The 17,522-nt window shown below is 66.4% G+C and carries 11 protein-coding genes; 6 read left to right on the forward strand and 5 right to left on the reverse strand.

Annotation, left to right across the window (positions count from 1 at the left end):
- Positions 1-35: 35 nt before the first annotated feature.
- Entirely contained in the window at positions 36-2,006 is a 1,971-nt protein-coding gene (locus tag BRAD285_RS27780) for a methyl-accepting chemotaxis protein (RefSeq protein ID WP_006610091.1), read from the forward strand.
- A 4-nt stretch (positions 2,007-2,010) separates the two neighbouring features.
- On the opposite strand, the gene BRAD285_RS27785 is transcribed toward BRAD285_RS27780, so the two are convergent.
- Entirely contained in the window at positions 2,011-2,901 is an 891-nt protein-coding gene (locus BRAD285_RS27785; RefSeq protein WP_006610092.1) for a LysR family transcriptional regulator, read from the reverse strand.
- Between the two features lie 83 nt (positions 2,902-2,984).
- Between BRAD285_RS27785 and BRAD285_RS27790 the strand changes: the two genes are divergently transcribed.
- Positions 2,985-3,737: a sulfite exporter TauE/SafE family protein gene (locus BRAD285_RS27790; RefSeq protein WP_006610093.1), complete on the forward strand. Its 753-nt coding sequence runs from the start codon at positions 2,985-2,987 to the stop codon at positions 3,735-3,737.
- Here BRAD285_RS27790 and BRAD285_RS27795 read toward each other — a convergent pair whose 3' ends face one another.
- Complete coding sequence (locus tag BRAD285_RS27795; protein WP_006610094.1) at positions 3,738-4,379, reverse strand: LysE family translocator; 642 nt, start codon at positions 4,377-4,379, stop codon at positions 3,738-3,740.
- Between the two features lie 163 nt (positions 4,380-4,542).
- On the opposite strand from BRAD285_RS27795, the gene BRAD285_RS27800 reads away from it, so the two are divergent.
- The 3 genes from BRAD285_RS27800 to BRAD285_RS27810 all read left to right on the forward strand — a co-directional run bounded on the left by BRAD285_RS27800 (position 4,543) and on the right by BRAD285_RS27810 (position 11,194).
- Positions 4,543-6,288 (forward strand): adenylate/guanylate cyclase domain-containing protein, encoded by a 1,746-nt coding sequence (locus BRAD285_RS27800; protein WP_006610095.1) that lies wholly within the window; start codon positions 4,543-4,545, stop codon positions 6,286-6,288.
- Positions 6,289-6,403: 115 nt separating this feature from the next.
- Positions 6,404-8,197, forward strand: coding sequence for an adenylate/guanylate cyclase domain-containing protein (locus BRAD285_RS27805; protein ID WP_006610096.1), 1,794 nt, complete (start codon positions 6,404-6,406; stop codon positions 8,195-8,197).
- Between the two features lie 186 nt (positions 8,198-8,383).
- On the forward strand, positions 8,384-11,194 hold the full coding sequence (locus tag BRAD285_RS27810; RefSeq protein ID WP_006610097.1) for a di-heme-cytochrome C peroxidase: 2,811 nt from the start codon (positions 8,384-8,386) through the stop codon (positions 11,192-11,194).
- A 47-nt stretch (positions 11,195-11,241) separates the two neighbouring features.
- Here the strand turns inward: BRAD285_RS27810 and BRAD285_RS27815 are convergent, their stop codons facing one another.
- On the reverse strand, positions 11,242-13,767 hold the full coding sequence (locus BRAD285_RS27815; RefSeq protein ID WP_006610098.1) for a YbcC family protein: 2,526 nt from the start codon (positions 13,765-13,767) through the stop codon (positions 11,242-11,244).
- 13 nt (positions 13,768-13,780) lie between these two features.
- Positions 13,781-15,370, reverse strand: coding sequence for an NADH-quinone oxidoreductase subunit L (locus BRAD285_RS27820; protein WP_006610099.1), 1,590 nt, complete (start codon positions 15,368-15,370; stop codon positions 13,781-13,783).
- Positions 15,371-15,485: 115 nt separating this feature from the next.
- On the opposite strand from BRAD285_RS27820, the gene BRAD285_RS27825 reads away from it, so the two are divergent.
- Entirely contained in the window at positions 15,486-16,373 is an 888-nt protein-coding gene (locus BRAD285_RS27825) for a LysR family transcriptional regulator (RefSeq protein ID WP_006610100.1), read from the forward strand.
- Between the two features lie 961 nt (positions 16,374-17,334).
- Here BRAD285_RS27825 and BRAD285_RS35925 read toward each other — a convergent pair.
- The gene (locus BRAD285_RS35925) at positions 17,335-17,484 is read right to left on the reverse strand and encodes a hypothetical protein (protein ID WP_006610101.1); all 150 of its coding nucleotides are present in this window, start codon (positions 17,482-17,484) and stop codon (positions 17,335-17,337) included.
- Positions 17,485-17,522 lie beyond the last annotated feature (38 nt).

Consider the following 17,522-nt stretch of genomic DNA (forward strand, 5'->3'; position numbering starts at 1 on the left):
GCAGATTTGACAGAATTCCTGGGAAGGCGGCGTCGATGTCTCGTTTCAGCTTTCGGCTCACCCACAAGATCATGGCCATCGCGCTGATCGGCATCGGCGCTCTCGCGGTTTTCGGCGCGATCTATCTGGCCGGCACCGCATCCCAGGACGCCTCCCGCCGCCTCGCCGACAGCGCCCGCGGCGTTGCCGATCTGAACCAGAAGGTCCTGACCGATCTGCTCGAGGCGCGGCGCGCGGAAAAGGACTTCCTGCTGCGACGCGATCAGAAATACGCCGCGCGCCATGCCGAGCTGAGCAAGGCAATCAAGCGGGAGCTCGACGAGCTGCGCGGCGCTGTCCGTGCCATCGGCGATGCGTCGATCGGGAGCAGAATCGATGCCGTCGCCAGCGGATTCGCCTCCTACAGCTCGGAGTTCGCCGCAGCCGAGGCGTCGGAGGTCCGCCTCGGCCTCAACGAGACGATCGGTCTCTCCGGCTCGCTGCGATCCGCCGTCCACGACATCGAAGCCAAGTTGAAAGAGGTCGGCGACCCCCGACTCACCAGCGGCATGCTGATGCTGCGCCGGCATGAGAAGGACTTCATGCTGCGTCGCGATTCGAAATATGTGAACGAGCTGAAGACGGCCGCTACCGAGTTCGCCAAGGCCGTTGCCGGCGCCGACCTCGCGCCGGCGATGAAGGCGGATATCGGCCAGAAGCTCGACAAGTACCAGAAGGATTTCCTGGCCTGGGCCGATGGATCCCAGGACGCCGCGCGCCATGGCGCTGCGATGTCGAAGGCGTTTGCCGAGATCGAGCCCGTCATCGCCGAGATCGGCAGGGCCGTCGCGCAGCAATACGCGACAGCACAGCAGGCGGCGGCGCAGACTGGCGACGCCGTCAAACGCGGCATGCTGTGGACGCTCGGCATCTCGCTGATCCTGGTGAGCTGCGTGTCATTCCTGATCGGCCGCGGCATCTCCCATGCGATCCGCAACATGGTGCAGGCCATGACGAGGCTTGCAGGCGGCGACGCGTCGATCCGGATTCCCGGTGTCGGCCGTCGCGACGAGATCGGCGAAATGGCCGGCGCCGTGGAGATCTTCAAGACGAACATGATCGAGACCGAGCGGCTGCGCGCCGAGCAGGCCGCGCTCGAGCAGCGTCAGGCCGAGCAGCGCAAGGCCGATATGGCGGCGCTTGCCCGGAGCTTCGAGACGGCTATCGGAGAGATCATCGAGACTGTGTCCTCCGCCTCCACCGAACTCGAAGCGTCGGCGACGACCTTGACGCGGAATGCTCAGCACGGCCAGACACTGGCGACGACGGTCGCGTCGGCCTCCGAGGAAGCCGCAGCCGGTGTGCAATCCGTGGCGTCGGCCACCGAGCAGCTCTCGGCGTCGGTCGACGAGATCAGTCGGCAGGTGCAGGAATCGGCACGGATCGCCGGGGAAGCGGTCGGCCAGGCCCGCCGCACCAACGAGCGGGTCGGCGAGCTGTCCCAGGCGGCGACGCGGATCGGCGACGTCGTCGAGCTGATCAACACGATCGCCGGTCAGACCAATCTGCTCGCGCTGAACGCGACGATCGAAGCAGCCCGGGCTGGCGACGCCGGCCGCGGCTTTGCCGTCGTTGCCTCCGAGGTCAAGGCGCTCGCCGAGCAGACCGCAAAGGCGACCGGGGAAATCGGACAGCAGATCGCAAGCATCCAGTCGGCTACAGCAGAATCCGTCGACGTCATCCGGGAGGTCTCCGGTACGATCGAGCGGCTATCCCATATCTCGGCGACGATCGCTGCGGCGATCGAGCAGCAGGGCGCTGCCACCCAGGAGATCTCGCGCAACGTCCAGCACACCGCGCAGGGAACGCAGCGCGTGTCCGACAACATCGTCGAGGTTCAGCAGGGTACGACGGAGACCGGCTCGGCCTCTGCACAGGTGCTCTCGGCAGCGCAGTCGCTGTCGGAAGAAAGCAGCCGGCTGAAGCTCGAAGTCGGCCGTTTCCTTGAAACCGTCCGCGCCGCCTGACCGCTCACGCGGCGCTCCTGCGCAGGTGCTCGACGAGCAGCCTGGCGGGCCGTGGCAAGGTCTTGAAGCTGCGGGCGCAGATCACCAGCCGGCGATCGGCCCAGGCATCGCGCAGCGCGATCAGGCTGATCGGCATCGACCGCGCGCAGCGCCGCGCGGCCGCTTCCGGCACCACGGCGATGCCGATGCCGGCCGCCACCATCTGGCAGATCGCATCGAAGTCGCGCAGCCGCGCCCGCACATGCTGGCGAATCCCAAGCCGCGCGACGTGACGGCCGATATGGACGTTCAGCGCAGTCCCCTGGGTGAGGCCGATGAAGTCCTGCCCCGCCGTCTCGCTGAAATCGATCTGCCTGCGCCCCGCAAACGGGCTTGGCTTGCCGGCCACCAGGATCAGCCGGTCCTCGCCGAACGCAAAGCGCTCGATCGTCTCGGGCAGCGCGTGCTCCGCCGCGAAGCCGAGATCGGCGCGGCCGGACGCGATGGCTTCGGCGATCTCGGTGCTCTCGCGCTCCTCGACGTCGACATTGATGTCCGGGTTCTCGCGCAGGAAGGTCGCGAGCGCTCGTGGCAGATGCTCGGCGAGGCCAACCGTGTTGGCCAGCAGCTGCACATCGGCGCGCTGGCCGGATGCGAAGCCGGACAGCTCCCCCTGCATGGTCTCGACATTGGCCATGATGATGCGGGCGTGTTCGAGCAGGCTCTCGCCCGCGGCGGTCAGATCGACGCCGCGGCGGCCGCGCTTGAACAGCGCTATGCCGAACGCATCTTCCAGCCCCTTGATTCGGGCGCTGGCGGAGGCCAGCGCCAGATGCGCCCGGTCCGCGCCGCCGGTGATGCTGCGCGCCTCGGCGACGGCAATGAACAGCCTGAGATCGACCAGATCGAAACGCATGCCGCCCTGCCTCTGTCCAGACCGAAGGCTATCTCCGTAAGCTCCACATTGTGTCCCGGACAGCCGTTGGTCAATGTCGCATCATGATCGACCCGCTCCTGATCTTCATCGCCTTCGCCTTGACGTTGGCCGGCTTCGTCAAGGGTGCCCTCGGACTCGGCCTGCCGACCATCTCGGTCGGACTGCTCGCGATCGCCATGCCGCCGGGCCGGGCGCTCGCGATCGTCATCGTGCCAGCAGTCATCACCAACATCTGGCAGACCTTCGCCGGCCCCTATCTGCGCGACATCGCCAAGCGTCTCTGGCCGCTGATGGCCGGCACAGCGATCGGCATCTGCCTGAACGCCGGCGCGCTCAGCCACGCCTCGACGCGCTGGGGCAGCATCGCGCTCGGCGTGCTGCTCATGCTCTACGCGGTGCTCGGTCTCACCCGCTTCGCCTTCAAGGTCGCGCAATGTCACGAGAAATGGGTCGGCGGCATCGTCGGACTGATCACCGGGCTGATCTCGGCCGCTACCGGCGTGCAGGTGGTGCCGTCGGTTCCGTATATGCAAGCCATCGGGCTGGAGAAGGACGAACTGGTCCAGGCGCTCGGCGTGTTCTTCACCGTGGCCACCATTACGCTCGCCTTCAACCTGACGAGCGCCGGCCTGCTCAGCACCGCGACCGCCCTGCCCGGGGCGGTGGCGATGGCCTGTGCTTTTCTCGGCATGTTCGCCGGCCAGGCCGCGCGGTCGCGATTGCCGGCCGAGGCCTTCCGCCGCGTGTTCCTGATCGCCATGATCGTGCTCGGGCTTTATCTCGCCGGCAGTGCGATCATCGAGCTGATGTGGTGATCAGCGCGCCTCCAACATCGCGATCCTCACACCGAGATAGACCAACAGCCCGCCGATCGCGCGATTGAGCCAGAGCATCACGGCGGACGAGCCGCGGACACGACGTGCGGCACGGGCCGCGACGACGGCGACACCGAGACACCACATCGTGCCGTTGACGATGAAGATCGCGCCGAGCAGCAGGAAGGCGAGCGGCTTATGCGGCGCGTCGGCTGCGACGAATTGAGGCAGGAAGGCGAGGAAGAACATCGCCACCTTCGGATTGAGAATGTTGGTGAGCGCGCCCTGCCAGAACACCTGGCGCAACCGCACCACTGGCGTTCCGGCCACAACGCTCTCTTCTCTGACCATCTGGCGCCGGGCTAGCAGTTGCGTGACCCCGAGATAGACGAGGTACGCAGCCCCCGCCCATTTCACCACGGCAAAGGCCGTTGCCGAGGCGGTGAGCAGGGCCGACAGCCCGATCGCGCTGCCGAAGACATGGACGAGGCAGCCCGCGCTGATGCCCAAGGCAGCCGCGGCCCCGCCCCGCCAGCCCATCTGTACGCTACGGCCGACGATATAGGCCGTGTCCGGCCCCGGCGTCATATTGAGCAGAAGCCCGGAAACGAGGAAGAGCAGCAGGTCGTGGATGCCGAACATGATTGAACTTTTCCTAACGATATCGGTCTAAATCTCAAGCCATCCTGGTTTTGCCGTCCCGAGTGGCGGCCGATCTTATGACCGTGGGTAGCCGATTGGTTCTGGAAAAGGATTGGATTCGGCCGCCTTGGCCATGGTATGCGCGAGGCGGGAGCACGACGTGATGGAAAGACGCCTCGCTGCCATCCTTTGCGCCGATGTTGCCGGCTATTCGCGCATGATGGGGATCGATGAGGCCGGCACGCACGCCGCCTTCAAGGCTCATCGCGGCGCGATCCATCCGATCATCCTCAATCACGCCGGCCGTATCGTCAAACACACCGGCGACGGCTTCCTTCTGGAGTTCGCAAACGCCGCCAGCGCGATCCAGTTCGGGGTCGAGATGCAATGCCTGATGGCGGAACGCAATGCGCATCTGCCGACCGAGCGCAACATGCGCTTTCGTCTCGGCATCCATAAGGGCGAGGTCACGGTCGACGATGGCGAGGCCTTCGGCGACGGCATCAACGTCGCCGTCAATCTCGAATCGATCGCCACGCCGGGAGGCGTCGCCATCTCGGGACCCGCCTATGAGGAGGCGAGCCCGCAACTCCCCGTCAGTCTCACCAACGCCGGAAGCTTCCAGTTCAGGAATCTCCAGGAGCCGATCCAGGCGTGGACATGGGAGCCCGAGAGCGATGCCGCGTTTGGGGCGCACAGAAGCGCGGCCAGCGTGCCACCGCCCTACCGGACGGCGGTCGTCGGTGTGTTGCCATTTGCCAATCTCGCCGACGGCACCGACGAATATCTCGCCGACGGCCTCGCTGATGACCTGATCCATGCCCTGTCGCTGCAATCATTCTTTCGCGTCCTGAGCCGGACGTCGACGTTTCGCTTCAGGGACCGCGGAATCGACCCTCGGCTCGTCGCCCGCGAGATCGATGCGACCTATCTGATCCAGGGAACGGTGCGGCGCTCGCAGCAGAAGATCCGCGTGACGGCCGAGCTGATCGCGCCCGAAACCGGCGCCCAATTGTGGGCCGGACGGTATGATCGGGACATCGGTGATCTCTTTGCGATGCAGGACGAGATCACCACCAGCCTCTACGCCGCGCTGATGCCCGAGATCTATCGCGCCGAAGCCTCGATTCCGGTGCGTTCGCAGGCGGCCGATCCGACGGCATGGGACCGTTTCCTGCGAGGCCTGTCCCACTACTATCGACCGACCAAGACCGACTACGAGATTTCGATCACACTGTTCCGCGAAGCGATCCGGCTCGACCCGACGCTGGGCATCGCACATGCTTATCTGGCGACCATTCTGATGCAGGGCATCAGCTTCGGCTGGATCAAAGGCTCGCGTGAGCTCTGGGACGAGGCCAAGAGCCTCGCCTTGGACAGCGTCCGACTCGATCCTCGCTTCTCCTACACCTACGCCATCCTTGCCTTCGTGCACGCCATGCAGGGCGCACACGACGACGGCATGAAAGCGGCGCGTAAGGCGACCGAACTCAACGCTTACGACATGGGTGCGCGTGGGGTGCTTGGCCTCTGCCATATGGTCATGGGCGAGCATCAGCAGGCGATCGATCAGTTCTCGGTCGCGGCGCAGCGCGGCAACAGCGATCCACGCTATCAATGGCCGGCGCTGAACGCCTACAGTCACTATCTGCTCGGCCGCTATGAGGCGGCGCTGTCCTGGGCGCGTGAGGAGCTGTTCCTCTATCCCAACCATCTGCAGGCAATGACGATCCGGGCCGCGAGCCTGGGCCAACTCGGCGACCACGATCAGGCCCGGGACGCCATCGCGGCGCTGGGCGAGCAATATCCGTGGCTGACGCTGGACCGCCACCTGAAGAACATCCGGTGGAAGCAGCGGGCCGACATCGACCACTACCGCGACGGACTGATCAAGGCGGGATTGACCTGAGGGGATCCCGGGATCGATCCCCGAGCTGCCACATGGCCTACACATTGCTTCCGCAAAATCATTGGATTCGAGCAACGCTGCCGTGTTATCGCCCTCTGTAGGAGCGAGGAAACGAATGGAGAGACGGCTGGCCGCCATTGTCTGTGCCGATGTGGTCGGTTACTCGCGGATGATGGGCGCCGACGAGGCGGGAACCCATGCCGCGTTCAAGGCCCATCGCGGCGCCATCCATCCGATCATCCTCAATCACGGCGGCCGCATCGTAAAGTATACGGGCGACGGATTTCTCCTGGAGTTTCCGAGCATCGTCGGCGCCATCGCGGCCGCGGTCGAGGTTCAGAAGCTGATGGCCGAGCGCAATGCTCATCTGCCGGCCGATCGCGTCATGCAGTTCCGCCTCGGCGTGAACATGGGCGATGTCATCTTCGATGAAGACGAGGTATTCGGCGACGGCGTCAACACCGCGGTGCGACTTGAGGCCGCAGCCCCTCCCGGCGGAATCGCGCTGTCCAACAAGGCCTATCAGGAAGCCTTCAAGCATCTGACCGTCACCTTCGTCGACCGGGGTCCGTTCCGCTTCAAGAACATCGAAGGCACCATCAACGTCTGGACCTGGGATCCGTCCTCGCCGGAGAAGAGCCGCGAGACGCCGCCCGCAACCTCGCTGCCGGCGGAGTACCGGACCGCCATCGTCGGCGTACTGCCCTTTGCCAATCTCAGCAGCGAGACCGATGAGTATTTCTCGGACGGCCTGGCGGAAGACCTGATCCACGCCCTGTCGCTGCAATCCTTCTTCCGGGTGCTCAGCCGCAATTCGACCTTTGCCTTCAAGCATGCGGGCATGAGCGCGCGCCTGATCGCGCGCGAGATCGATGCGACCTATCTGATCCAGGGCTCGGTGCGGCGCTCCGGCAACAAGATCCGGGTCACCGCCGAGCTCGTCGCCCCGGAGAACGGCGAGCAGATCTGGGCCGGGCGCTACGACCGCGACATCGGCGACCTGTTCGCCGTCCAGGACGACATCACCGCCAATCTCTGTACGGCGCTGATCCCCGAGATCTACCGCGCCGAGGCAGCCGTGCCGGTGCGGTCGTCGACCACGGATCTGACGGCGTGGGACCGGTTCCTGCGCGGCTTGTCGCACTACTACCAGCCGACCAAGGCGGACTACCAAAGCTCGATCGCGCTGTTCCGCGAGGCGATCAAGATCGACCCGGGCCTCGCGATCGCCCACACCTATCTCGGCACCATCCTGCTGCAGGGCATTCATTTCGGCTGGATCCGGAATTCGCGGGAGCTGTGGGACGAGGCGATGGCGCTCGCCGAAGCCGGCGTGCGGCTCGATTCCCGCTCGTCCTTCTCCTACTCGCTGCTGGCCTATGTCCATGCCATGCAGGGACGGGTGGAAGCGGGCATGGAGGCGGCACGCAAGGCGCTGCAGCTCAACCCCTATGACATGGGCGCGCGCGGCGTGCTCGGCGTGTGCCATCTCGTCGGCGGCGAGCACCGTCAGGCCATCGAGCTGTTCTCGGTGGCGGCGCAGCGCGGCAACAGTGATCCGCGATATCAATGGTCGGTGCTCAGCGCCTTCAGCCACTACATGCTCGGCCAGTATGACGCAGCGCTGTCCTGGGCGCGCGAGTCGCACTATCAGAATCCCAACCATCTGCAGTGCCTCGCCATCCGCGCCGCCGCGCTGGCGCAGCTCGGACGCTCCGTCGAAGCCGGCGAGGCCGTCGCCGCGCTGCTCAGTCAGCATCCGTGGATGACGATCGACCGGCTTCTGAGCAACATCCGCTGGCGCAATCCGGCTGATATCGCCCATTATCGCGACGGCCTCGTCAAAGCCGGCGTGCCGCTCACCAAGCTGACGCTGGTCGACACCAAGGCGAAATACGCGGGCGAATAACGCAATCTCGACTTGAGGTTGACACGGCGGCGGGTTACGCCATCATTCATAATTGCATTGTAACGTTCAGACGCTGAGGGCTTTCGCCCTTCCGCGGCGCAATTCGGCGCCGACCTTGTTTGTTTGCGTGCCGTTTGTTTGCGTGCCCGTTTTCATCACTCAGCTGCTTTTCAAGGATGTCGCACGATGCAAGAAGACAGCGCCCGCGTCCGTGACGCCCTGCCGGGGCAAGTCCCCGTCTCTCCCGACAATCCATGCCCCTTCCTGCGCGCACTCGTCGCCGGCGGCTTCGTCGATGGGCACAGCGTTCCGCTCAAGACGATCGGTGATCGGGTCGAGGCAGCCAGTGGCGAGACCGGCTTCAAGAAGCGCATCGTCGGCATCGAGACCTTCGGCGTCGCGCTGATTGCCAACGGCCTCTCGCCGCTGCGGCTGCTGAAAAGCCTGTTCTCCGGCGCCGATCTCGATCAACTGCGCAACGGCCCGCTCGACAAGCATGGCGGCGGCTCGCGCATTCTCGATGCCGAAGCCAAGATCCATCCTGAGGAGATCGATCGTTTCGCGAGCTTCGGCAGCGATTATCCCGATCCGAATGGCGGCACCGAGCGCGGCTTGAATGCGGCGCAGATCCAGACCTTCATGAAAGCCAATCTGCAGCGCGACGGCGATCAGGCGCGCTGGTACTTCCCGATCCTGATGCAGGGCGAATGGCCGGTGCTGCTGAACATCCTGGGCAAGGGCGAGGGCGACGGCCGCTATCTGTCGGTCGCTGAGGTCCGCACGTTGTTCGTCGAGCGCCGTTTTCCGCAACGCATCGTCTCGCGCCTGATGGCCAAGCCGACGCCAGCCAACATCGTCTGGCGCATCGGCAAGGCCGTCGTCGGCACGGCGGTCCTGGCTGCGGTCGCTGTGCTGCTGGCCTGGGTGGCCGCGCCCGACGCGGTCAGCGACAAGCTGAGCGCCATCCTGCCGAAGAAGGCTGCGGCCCTGATCCCGCCGGCGCTGCCGGAGGTCGAGTCGACCAAGGCGGCCTACTGGCTCGACCAGGGCTGGACCACCAAGGACCGCCACTGGTTCCACCATGTCACCCAGGGCACGGCGACCTTCCCGATCCCCTACGCCTGGTTCATGGCGATGGAGCAGCCTTATTTGTCGCTGTTCGGCACGCCCGGCCTGATCTCCGACAGCGCCTATCTCGAACGCTTCGGCTTCATTCCCAGTCCGAAGAGCGTCGATGGCGACCCCAGCGCGCTTCGCGCGTTCGGCTATGCGGCCACCACGGCTGCCAAGACCGACATCGCGCCCGCCCTGCCCGCCAGCCTGAAGCCGACGCCGGCCGGTAACGAAGACGGCCTGCCGGTCGGCTTCGCCCGGCTCTCCGGCGCGGCCGACCCGGCCACGGGCGCCGCCCAGTCGAACAAGATCGGCTTGACCTGCGCGGCCTGTCACACCGGCAGCATCCACTACAAGGGCGTCAGCGTGCGGTTCGACGGCGGGCCGGGGATGGTCGACCTGCGCAAGCTCGAAGAGGCCATGGGCTTTGCGATGATCTTCACGCAATACGTGCCCGGCCGCTTCTCGCGCTTTGCCGATCGCGTGCTCGGGCCGAACGCCACGGATGCCGATCGCGATGCCCTGAAGAAGGGGCTGAAGGCCGCGACCGACTTCGCGCTCAACATGCAGGCCAAGAACTACCAGACGGCGATCGAGGCCAAGGGCCAGACCGAGACCGAGGAAGGTTTTGGCCGGCTCGATGCTCTGAACCGCATCGGCAACCAGGTATTCTATCTCGACATGGCCGTCAGCGGCCTGCCGAACATGCTCGGCAACCAGGAGGCCATCGACGCGCCGGTGTCCTATCCGCCGATCTGGACCGTGCCCTGGTTCTCCTGGGCGCAGTATGACGGCTCGATCTCGCAGCCGCTGATCCGCAATGCCGGCGAGGCGCTCGGTGTGTCCGCGCAGATCAACTTCTCGCCGGAGACGGCGAGCGACAAGCTGTGGCGGTCGACGATGGCGCTCGAGAACCTCACCCACATCGAGGACATGCTGCGCGGCCCCGATCCGTTCGCGACGACAACGCCGGCCTTCGGCGGACTGACCTCGCCGAAATGGCCGGAGAAGCTGTTCGCCGGCGACGATGCCTGGAAGATCGATCCGGCCCGCGTCGAGCGCGGCCGCAAGATCTACGCGACGATCTGCGTCGAATGCCATCTCGGCCCGGTCGCCGATCCCGTGTTCGACAAGGCCTATCCGGACAAGAGCTTCTGGAAGATCAAGCCGGCGGATGACTGGGAAACGAAGGGCTGGAGCGCCAAGGGGCCGATCCTCGACCTGATGCAGAAGCCCGTCGAGGTGATGCAGACCGATCCGGGACAGGCCAGCATTCTTGCGACGCGCAAGGTCAAGGTCCCCGGCTTCCTCCAAGTCGATCCGGCCAAGGAGCTGAAGGGCTGCAATCTGCCGCAGGGCTCGACCACCGAGATGCCTTACGCGCTGGCGCTGATGGCCGTCGTGCAACGCGCCAGCGACAAGTGGATGGAGGACCGCAAGCTCTCCCCGGCCGAGCAGGCGGCGCTGTGGGGGGACCGCCCGAACTGTCCCAATCCCGCCGGCAAGACCTATCGCGCCCGCCCGCTCAACGGCGTCTGGTCGACCGCGCCCTATCTGCACAACGGCTCGGTGCCGTCGCTGTATTGGCTGCTGACGCCGGCGGCTGAGCGGCCGACCTCGTTCTGCCAGGGCGCCCGCGACTATGATCCCAAGCATGTCGGCTTCGACGTGGCGAAGGGCGGCGAGACGGCCTGCAAGGTCGGACAGTCGCTGTTCGCCACCAAGGACGGCAGCGGCAAGCCGATCAAGGGCAACAGCACGCTCGGCCATTCCTTCGAGGGGCCGACCAAACCCAATCCCAAGGACTATCCGAACGGCGTCATCGGCGGCACCTTCTCCGAGGAGGAGCGCTGGGACCTGATCGAGTACCTGAAGACGCTGTGAGCCCATCACGCGGCGCGCCTTGCCGATGCCGAGGCGCGCCGCCGCTGTCATGCAGCGCTCCATTCACCGGGGCGGATGCAGCGCCGGATCGTTCCCTGCTCGCCGAGGGAATGCAGCATCACCCAGCCGTTGACGACGAGATCGCGCACACCCTGATGGCGCTGTATTACCTCGTCCATCGCGCTCTCGGGCGCGGCGATGAAGACGTTCAGCCGCACCGGCTCGTGGATGAAGCGCGTGCCGTCGTGGACCGATTGCCAAGGCAGTCCGACCCTGAGATCGCCGGCATTACCTTCGAGCACGCCGAGCTGGCCGACGATGTTGTGCAGCACCTTGTTGCCGCTGCCGAAGGCTGCATTGTTCACGGTCGAGCCGTAGTATTGCAGATTGATCCAGCTCGCGACCACCATCGGCGCCGTCATGATCAGCTCGAGCGTCCGATAGCCGTCGTCGCGCGCAGCCTCGTACGAGTGCAGGAAGGCCCGGCCGCCGAGATCGAGACCGCGGGTGAAGCCGCGCGGCGCCGCGATGAAGGCGGCGTTGCCGGCGAGCCCCCATTCGGGCCGCACCTGCGACCAGTCGCGACTGCGCGCGATCACGGCATCGTCGACATCGGACTTATCGCGGATGCCGAGCAGCGCGCTGCGCTCCAGCCGCGCCAGCCGCGCGGCGTCGGCCAGCTTCTGCTTCAATCGCTGCAGGTCCGGCGCGAGCGTCGCCGGAACGTCGTCCTCATCGAACAAGGTCACCGCGTCGGTGGTGGTGTCGTGCAGCGCGCCGATGAACCAGCAGTCAGCGGGGATGTCGATGCCCTTGGCCCGCAGCCCCTCGCGCACCCGCCAATCGTTCAGCACGGCCGCGGCGACGCGGGCATTGGCCTCACCGGTGTGTCCGCCGCAGGCGCCGCAATCGAGCCCCGAGGCATGCGGATTGTTGACCGTGGTGCTGCCATGGCCTGCCAGCAGCACCAGCCGCGCGAACGGCCCGGTCAGCGACATCGCCTTCAGCACCGCCTCGGCCATCGCGACCCGCTGCGGATCGGTGAAGCCGGTGGCCCGGCCGCCGAGCTCACCCGGCACGAGCCGCGGCTGAACCCGTGCGGCGATCTCGGGATCCAAGCCATCGACGACCGGCGACGGCACCGGCCGCGTGACGCCCGCGCTGTCCGTGGCGATCTTGGCGGCAAAGCCGAGTCCGGCCGTCTCGACGAAGGAGAATGACGACACGGCCGAGACCTTGAACGACTTCCACGCCTTGGCCGCGCGCCGCCGCAACAGTCGAAGGCCGAGCACCTCGGCCTGCTCGACGTCATCGGCATCTTTCACCGCCTCGCAGACGATGAAGGCGGGCTTGAGCAGCACCGGACATTGCGCGCCGCCCCGGGTGTGGCCGATCGGGACGTATTCGATCGGGAAGCCGAAGAATCCGGCGAAGCCGATGGTCTCGACTTCAGGATAGGCGGTCTCCAGTGCGCGCCGGAAGATCTCCGAGCGCACGTCGATGCAGAACGCCGCCTGCACCGGCGGCCGTGCCGGCAGCCGCGTGACCGCCGCCTGGGCACCGTGCTTGGCGAGCCGGGCAACGAGCTTGCTCCGGATCGCGATCTCATAAGCCTCGTGCAGGACGAGATCGATCGCGAGCTCCGGCGTCTCTTCGAGCCGCTGATCGGCCGGCAGCTTCGCCGCCTCCACCATCGCCTGCGCCCAGGCCGCCTTGAAGGCCTCGTCGGTGCGTTCCTGATACAGCGCGTAGCCCCAGGTGAGCCGGATCGCGAGCAGCTCCAGCAGCGTGTCGTCCCGCCGGCCGTCGAGCTGTGCATTCCAACCGATGTAGCGGGCATAGGCCGACCAGCCGCCGAGATCGAACAGCGCCCGCACCAGATAATCCTCAACCGCACGCTCGGGGATGCCGAGCCGGTCGACGATCACGCCGATCGCCTGCACGGGATCGGCAGGCAGCTCCGCAATGGCCTTGCGGAAGCCGGTGAGCCCCATCACCTCCGGATTACGGTCATAGGCCGCAATCGCCCGCCACGCGGCGTACGGCTTCAGCTTCCGCACGGGGCTTGGCCAGCTTGCCTGGCCCTCGTCGAAATAGGTGGCGCAGAACGCCGAGATCTCGTCGATCATGAAGGCGACCAGCGAGACGTAGCGATCCCCCTCGGCGAGCCGGTCGAGCACCTCGGCCACCGTCGCCACCACCGCAGGCGGCGACGACGGCGCGGCCTCGGCGCGCGCCTTCTGCTTGAGCGCTTCGACATCGAGCCCCGTCGACGGATGCAGGTCGAGCGCCTGCGCCAGCGCGGTATCGGCGATCCGGCCGTCGTCGAGCGCCTGCCGATAATAGGCCCGCGGCATCAGCATCCGCGTCCGCACCACGCGCTCGAACGTCGCGGCCGTCGCGGCGAAGCTCTGCGAGGTGAAGCCGAGGAACGGATTGACGGCGACGAAGTGCTTCAGCGGCCACAGCGGCGCGATCCGCTGGCAGGCGCTGTCGATGCGGGCCATCAAACCGGCATCGGCGGAGGTGTCGATCGGGTCGGTCAGGGACATGACAAGGGCAGCCTGGGTCATCGTCATCTCCGGCTCAGGACTGGGACGGAAGGTGCGAGGTCGAGCTTCGCGGCCAGACCGTCAGCACGAGGCGGTTGGCGAGCGTGTTGAGATAGAGGCCGTTGCGCAGGTGGACGTAGGCCGCGATCCAGAACGGCGCGTCGGCGCGGCGCATCATCTGGTTCTGGAACACGGTGACGGCCGCGAACGAGACCACCACCGCCGCCGCGATCAGCATCGGCACGACGCCGTCGACCGGCCGCGACGCGGGGATGCTGCCGCCGACCAGCCAGGCCGTGCCGGCCTGCAGAGCGAAGTACACGATCGCGACGCCGGCTGCGGTGACCCCGGCACGGGCGATGACGAAGGCGTTCGGACGTTCGTCGATGGCGTTGGCCATCAAGTGCACCAGCCCCATTAGCAGCACCGAGCCGAGCGCGATCTGCGCCGGGTTGCTGCGGAGCGTCATGCCGAAGGCAAGTCCGGTCAGCAGCGCCAGACCGATCACCGCGACCAGCGCCAGGATCAGCCGCGCCGCGTGCGGCTGGCCGCCGGGGCTCGGCGTCCACGACGCCCGCGCGAGATCGATGATGCTGCCCGAGGACAGGAAGGCGTGCGCCTTGTAGAGCGAGTGCGCCACGATGTGCAGCAGCGCCGCTGAGAAGGCGCCGAGCCCGCATTGCAGCAGCATGAAGCCCATCTGCGCGACCGTCGAATAGGCAAGCTGCACCTTCACCGAGGTCTGCGTCAGCATCACCAGCGAGCCGAACAGCGCGGTGGCGCCGCCGACGACCGCGAGCACGTCGAGCGCCGGCGTCGCCAGCAGTAGCACGTCGCTGAGCCGGAGCACCAGGAAGCCGCCGGCATTGATGATGCCGGCATGCAGCAGCGCCGACACCGGCGTCGGCGTCTCCATCACCTCGATCAGCCAGCCATGCAGCGGCAGCTGCGCGGATTTCAGCATCGCGGTTGCGACGATCAGGAGCGCTGCGATCGTGACGAGCGCCGAGCCCGCGCCCTCGCCCGCCCGGGCGTGCGCAGCGAGGCCGGCGATCTCCAGCGTGCCGAACCGGATGTAGAGCAGCAACGCCGCGAGCGCGAGGAAGGCGTCGCCGAGCCGGCTCGCGACGAACTTCTTGCGCGAGGCGCGGATCGCCGCCGGCCGGGTCTCGTAGAACAGCAGCAGCTTGCCGAGCGACAGGCTGGTCGCGACCCAGGCGGCGAACAGCAGCACCACATTGCCCGCGATCGGCAGCAGCAGCACCGCGGCGAGGGTCAGCAGCAGCCAGCGCGTGAACCGAACCTGGCCAGGGTCGCCGTCGAGATAGTTGCGGCTGTAGCGCACCACGACCAGGCCGATGAAGCTGACCAGCACGGAGAGGATCGCAGCCAACGCATCGAGCTGCAGCGACAGGCCGAGCCCGTACGCGCCGAGCAGCGGCGTCCGCCCTGCCCCGATCACGGCTGCGGCGAGGCTCGCGGCCGCCGCGATACCGAAGGCAATCGCGGCGGCGGCGATGGCGCGGGTGGCGACGGCGCGGGCGCCCGCCTCCGTGCCCAGGAGGGCGGCAAGGGCAAGTGTCAGCGGCGCGAGCGCCGCGAGGCAGGGCAGGAGCTGGGTCATTGGCGGCTCGGAGGGTTGATCAAATGAGACGATTGCCCCTCGTCTTAACGGCACCGAAGCCTTCTTAAAATTTCAATCATTGAACCTGATCGTTATAAAATATAGAATGATCGTCATGCCGCATCTGAACTACCATCACCTGCGCTATTTCTGGATCATCGCCAACGAAGGCAGCATGAGCCGCGCCGCGCGGCGGCTCAACGTGTCGCCGTCCTCGCTGTCGGTGCAGGTCAAGGCGCTGGAGGACCAGCTGGGACAGAAGCTGTTCGAGCGCACCGGCCGCTCGCTGCAGCTGACCGAGGCCGGCCGCATCGCGCTCGACTATGCCGGCAGCGTGTTCAAGTCCGGCCATGAGCTGATCGAGACCTTGTCGGGCCTGCGCCCGGGACGGCAGCTGCTGCGGGTCGGCGCAGCCGCCAATCTGTCGCGCAACTTCCAGATCGCCTTCCTCAAGCCGCTGATCGGACGCAGCGACGTCGAGCTGATCATCCGCACCGGACAGTTCGCTGATCTGCTGGAGCAGCTCGATGCGCACAAGCTCGACCTCGTGCTCGCCAACCATCCGGCCGCACCGGACACGCGCAGCAATTTCGACAACGCACTGATCGACGAGCAGCGCGTCAGCCTGGTCAGCCGCAAGCCGGCCAAGGCAGCCCGCTTCCGCTTTCCGCAGGATCTGGCGACGACGCCGGTGATCCTGCCCGGCCGCGGCAGCGCGCTGCGCTCCGCCTTCGATGCGCTGGTCGGCTCCAGCGGCATCCGCCCGATCATCGCCGCTGAGGTCGACGACATGGCGATGCTGCGCCTGATGGCGCGCGAGAGCGGCAGTGTCACGCTGGTGCCGTCGATCGTCGTGATCGACGAGTTGCGCACCGGCGTGCTGGTCGAGCGCGCGCGGCTCGGCGCGCTGAAGGAGCAGTTCTTCGCGGTGAGCCAGCAGCGCCGCTACCCCAACCCGCTGGTCGCCGAGCTGATCGGATCGCGTAGCAAGACTGCGGGGTGACGTGCGCATGCCGTCCAGGCTCGGTGCGTAGGGTGGGCAAAGGCGCGCTCGCGAGGTCTCGGCGTCATACGCGAATCTGTCGCGCGACGTGCCCACCGCGTCGCCCCGAGATCAAGATGGTGGGCACGGCGCGCCGGCAGCGACGCAAACGGCAAGACCTCGTAACGCGCCTTTGCCCACCCTACGGTCTCAGATAAATCTCCGAGCAATCGCACACGAACATACTACACGTGTCAAACAGCAAAAACACACGGGATCGCGCTCTCGCGACGGCATCCGTCCGAGCCTTGCGCATCATCACCCTCCGCTTCCAACGGGAGGGCGCAGGGAAGGCCGGACCTCGACTGAGGCCCGTGGCCCCCGTGCGGGAAAGAATGCACGGGGCAGGAACCACAGGTTCAGCCGGACAGACCCGGCCTTCCCTGCGCGATGGCGTTACGGCTTATACGCGCTCTCCCCGGTGTCCGGGCTTGTAGCCACCGTCACCCGCGCGCCTCATCAGGAGCACACGAGCTTGACGCCAGCATCGGGGCGCCAGGACCACGCGATTTCACCGTGCGCGTCGGATCGTTCGTCGGCATGAACGATCACGCTGCGACCCGCCGTGCCCACCGCATCCAGCCTCCCACGCTCGTGACGACCGCGATACGCCCCTCCTCGCGGAGACCGGACGCAGCGCAGACTACACGAATTCCGAATTTCGTAAATCAGAATCTTTTTCGCGCGAGGGCTGGACAGGTTTTTGAAATGCGTACCCGTCGGGCAAATCAGTCGTTCGATGCGACGGCGACGCCGCCGTTATCCCTCGCCCGTGAGAGGCATGTCATCACCGTTAGGTGGGCGATGACCGCAGCCGGGCCTGGATGGCCATCGACCCGGCGAGCAGCCTGTGAGGCGGCTCAGGCGACCGGCTCCCAACTCTGTCGAACCGGGAGCGGGCTAGGTCGTGTGGGCAGCCCGATCAGAACATGCCGGGCGGGCTGACGTCGATGCCGCGCTGAACGAGCACCAGCGAGGCGACGACGCCGGTCAACGCGAACATCGTCACCAGGCCGAAGCCGGAATTGAGAGCATGGGGGCCAAGCAGCTTGCGCGCAATCATCTTCAACATGAGCGTCTCCTCCAGAATGTCTTTGAATGAGCATCACT

It is taken from the genome of Bradyrhizobium sp. ORS 285 (assembly GCF_900176205.1).
In the GTDB taxonomy this organism is placed as follows: Bacteria; Pseudomonadota; Alphaproteobacteria; order Rhizobiales; family Xanthobacteraceae; genus Bradyrhizobium.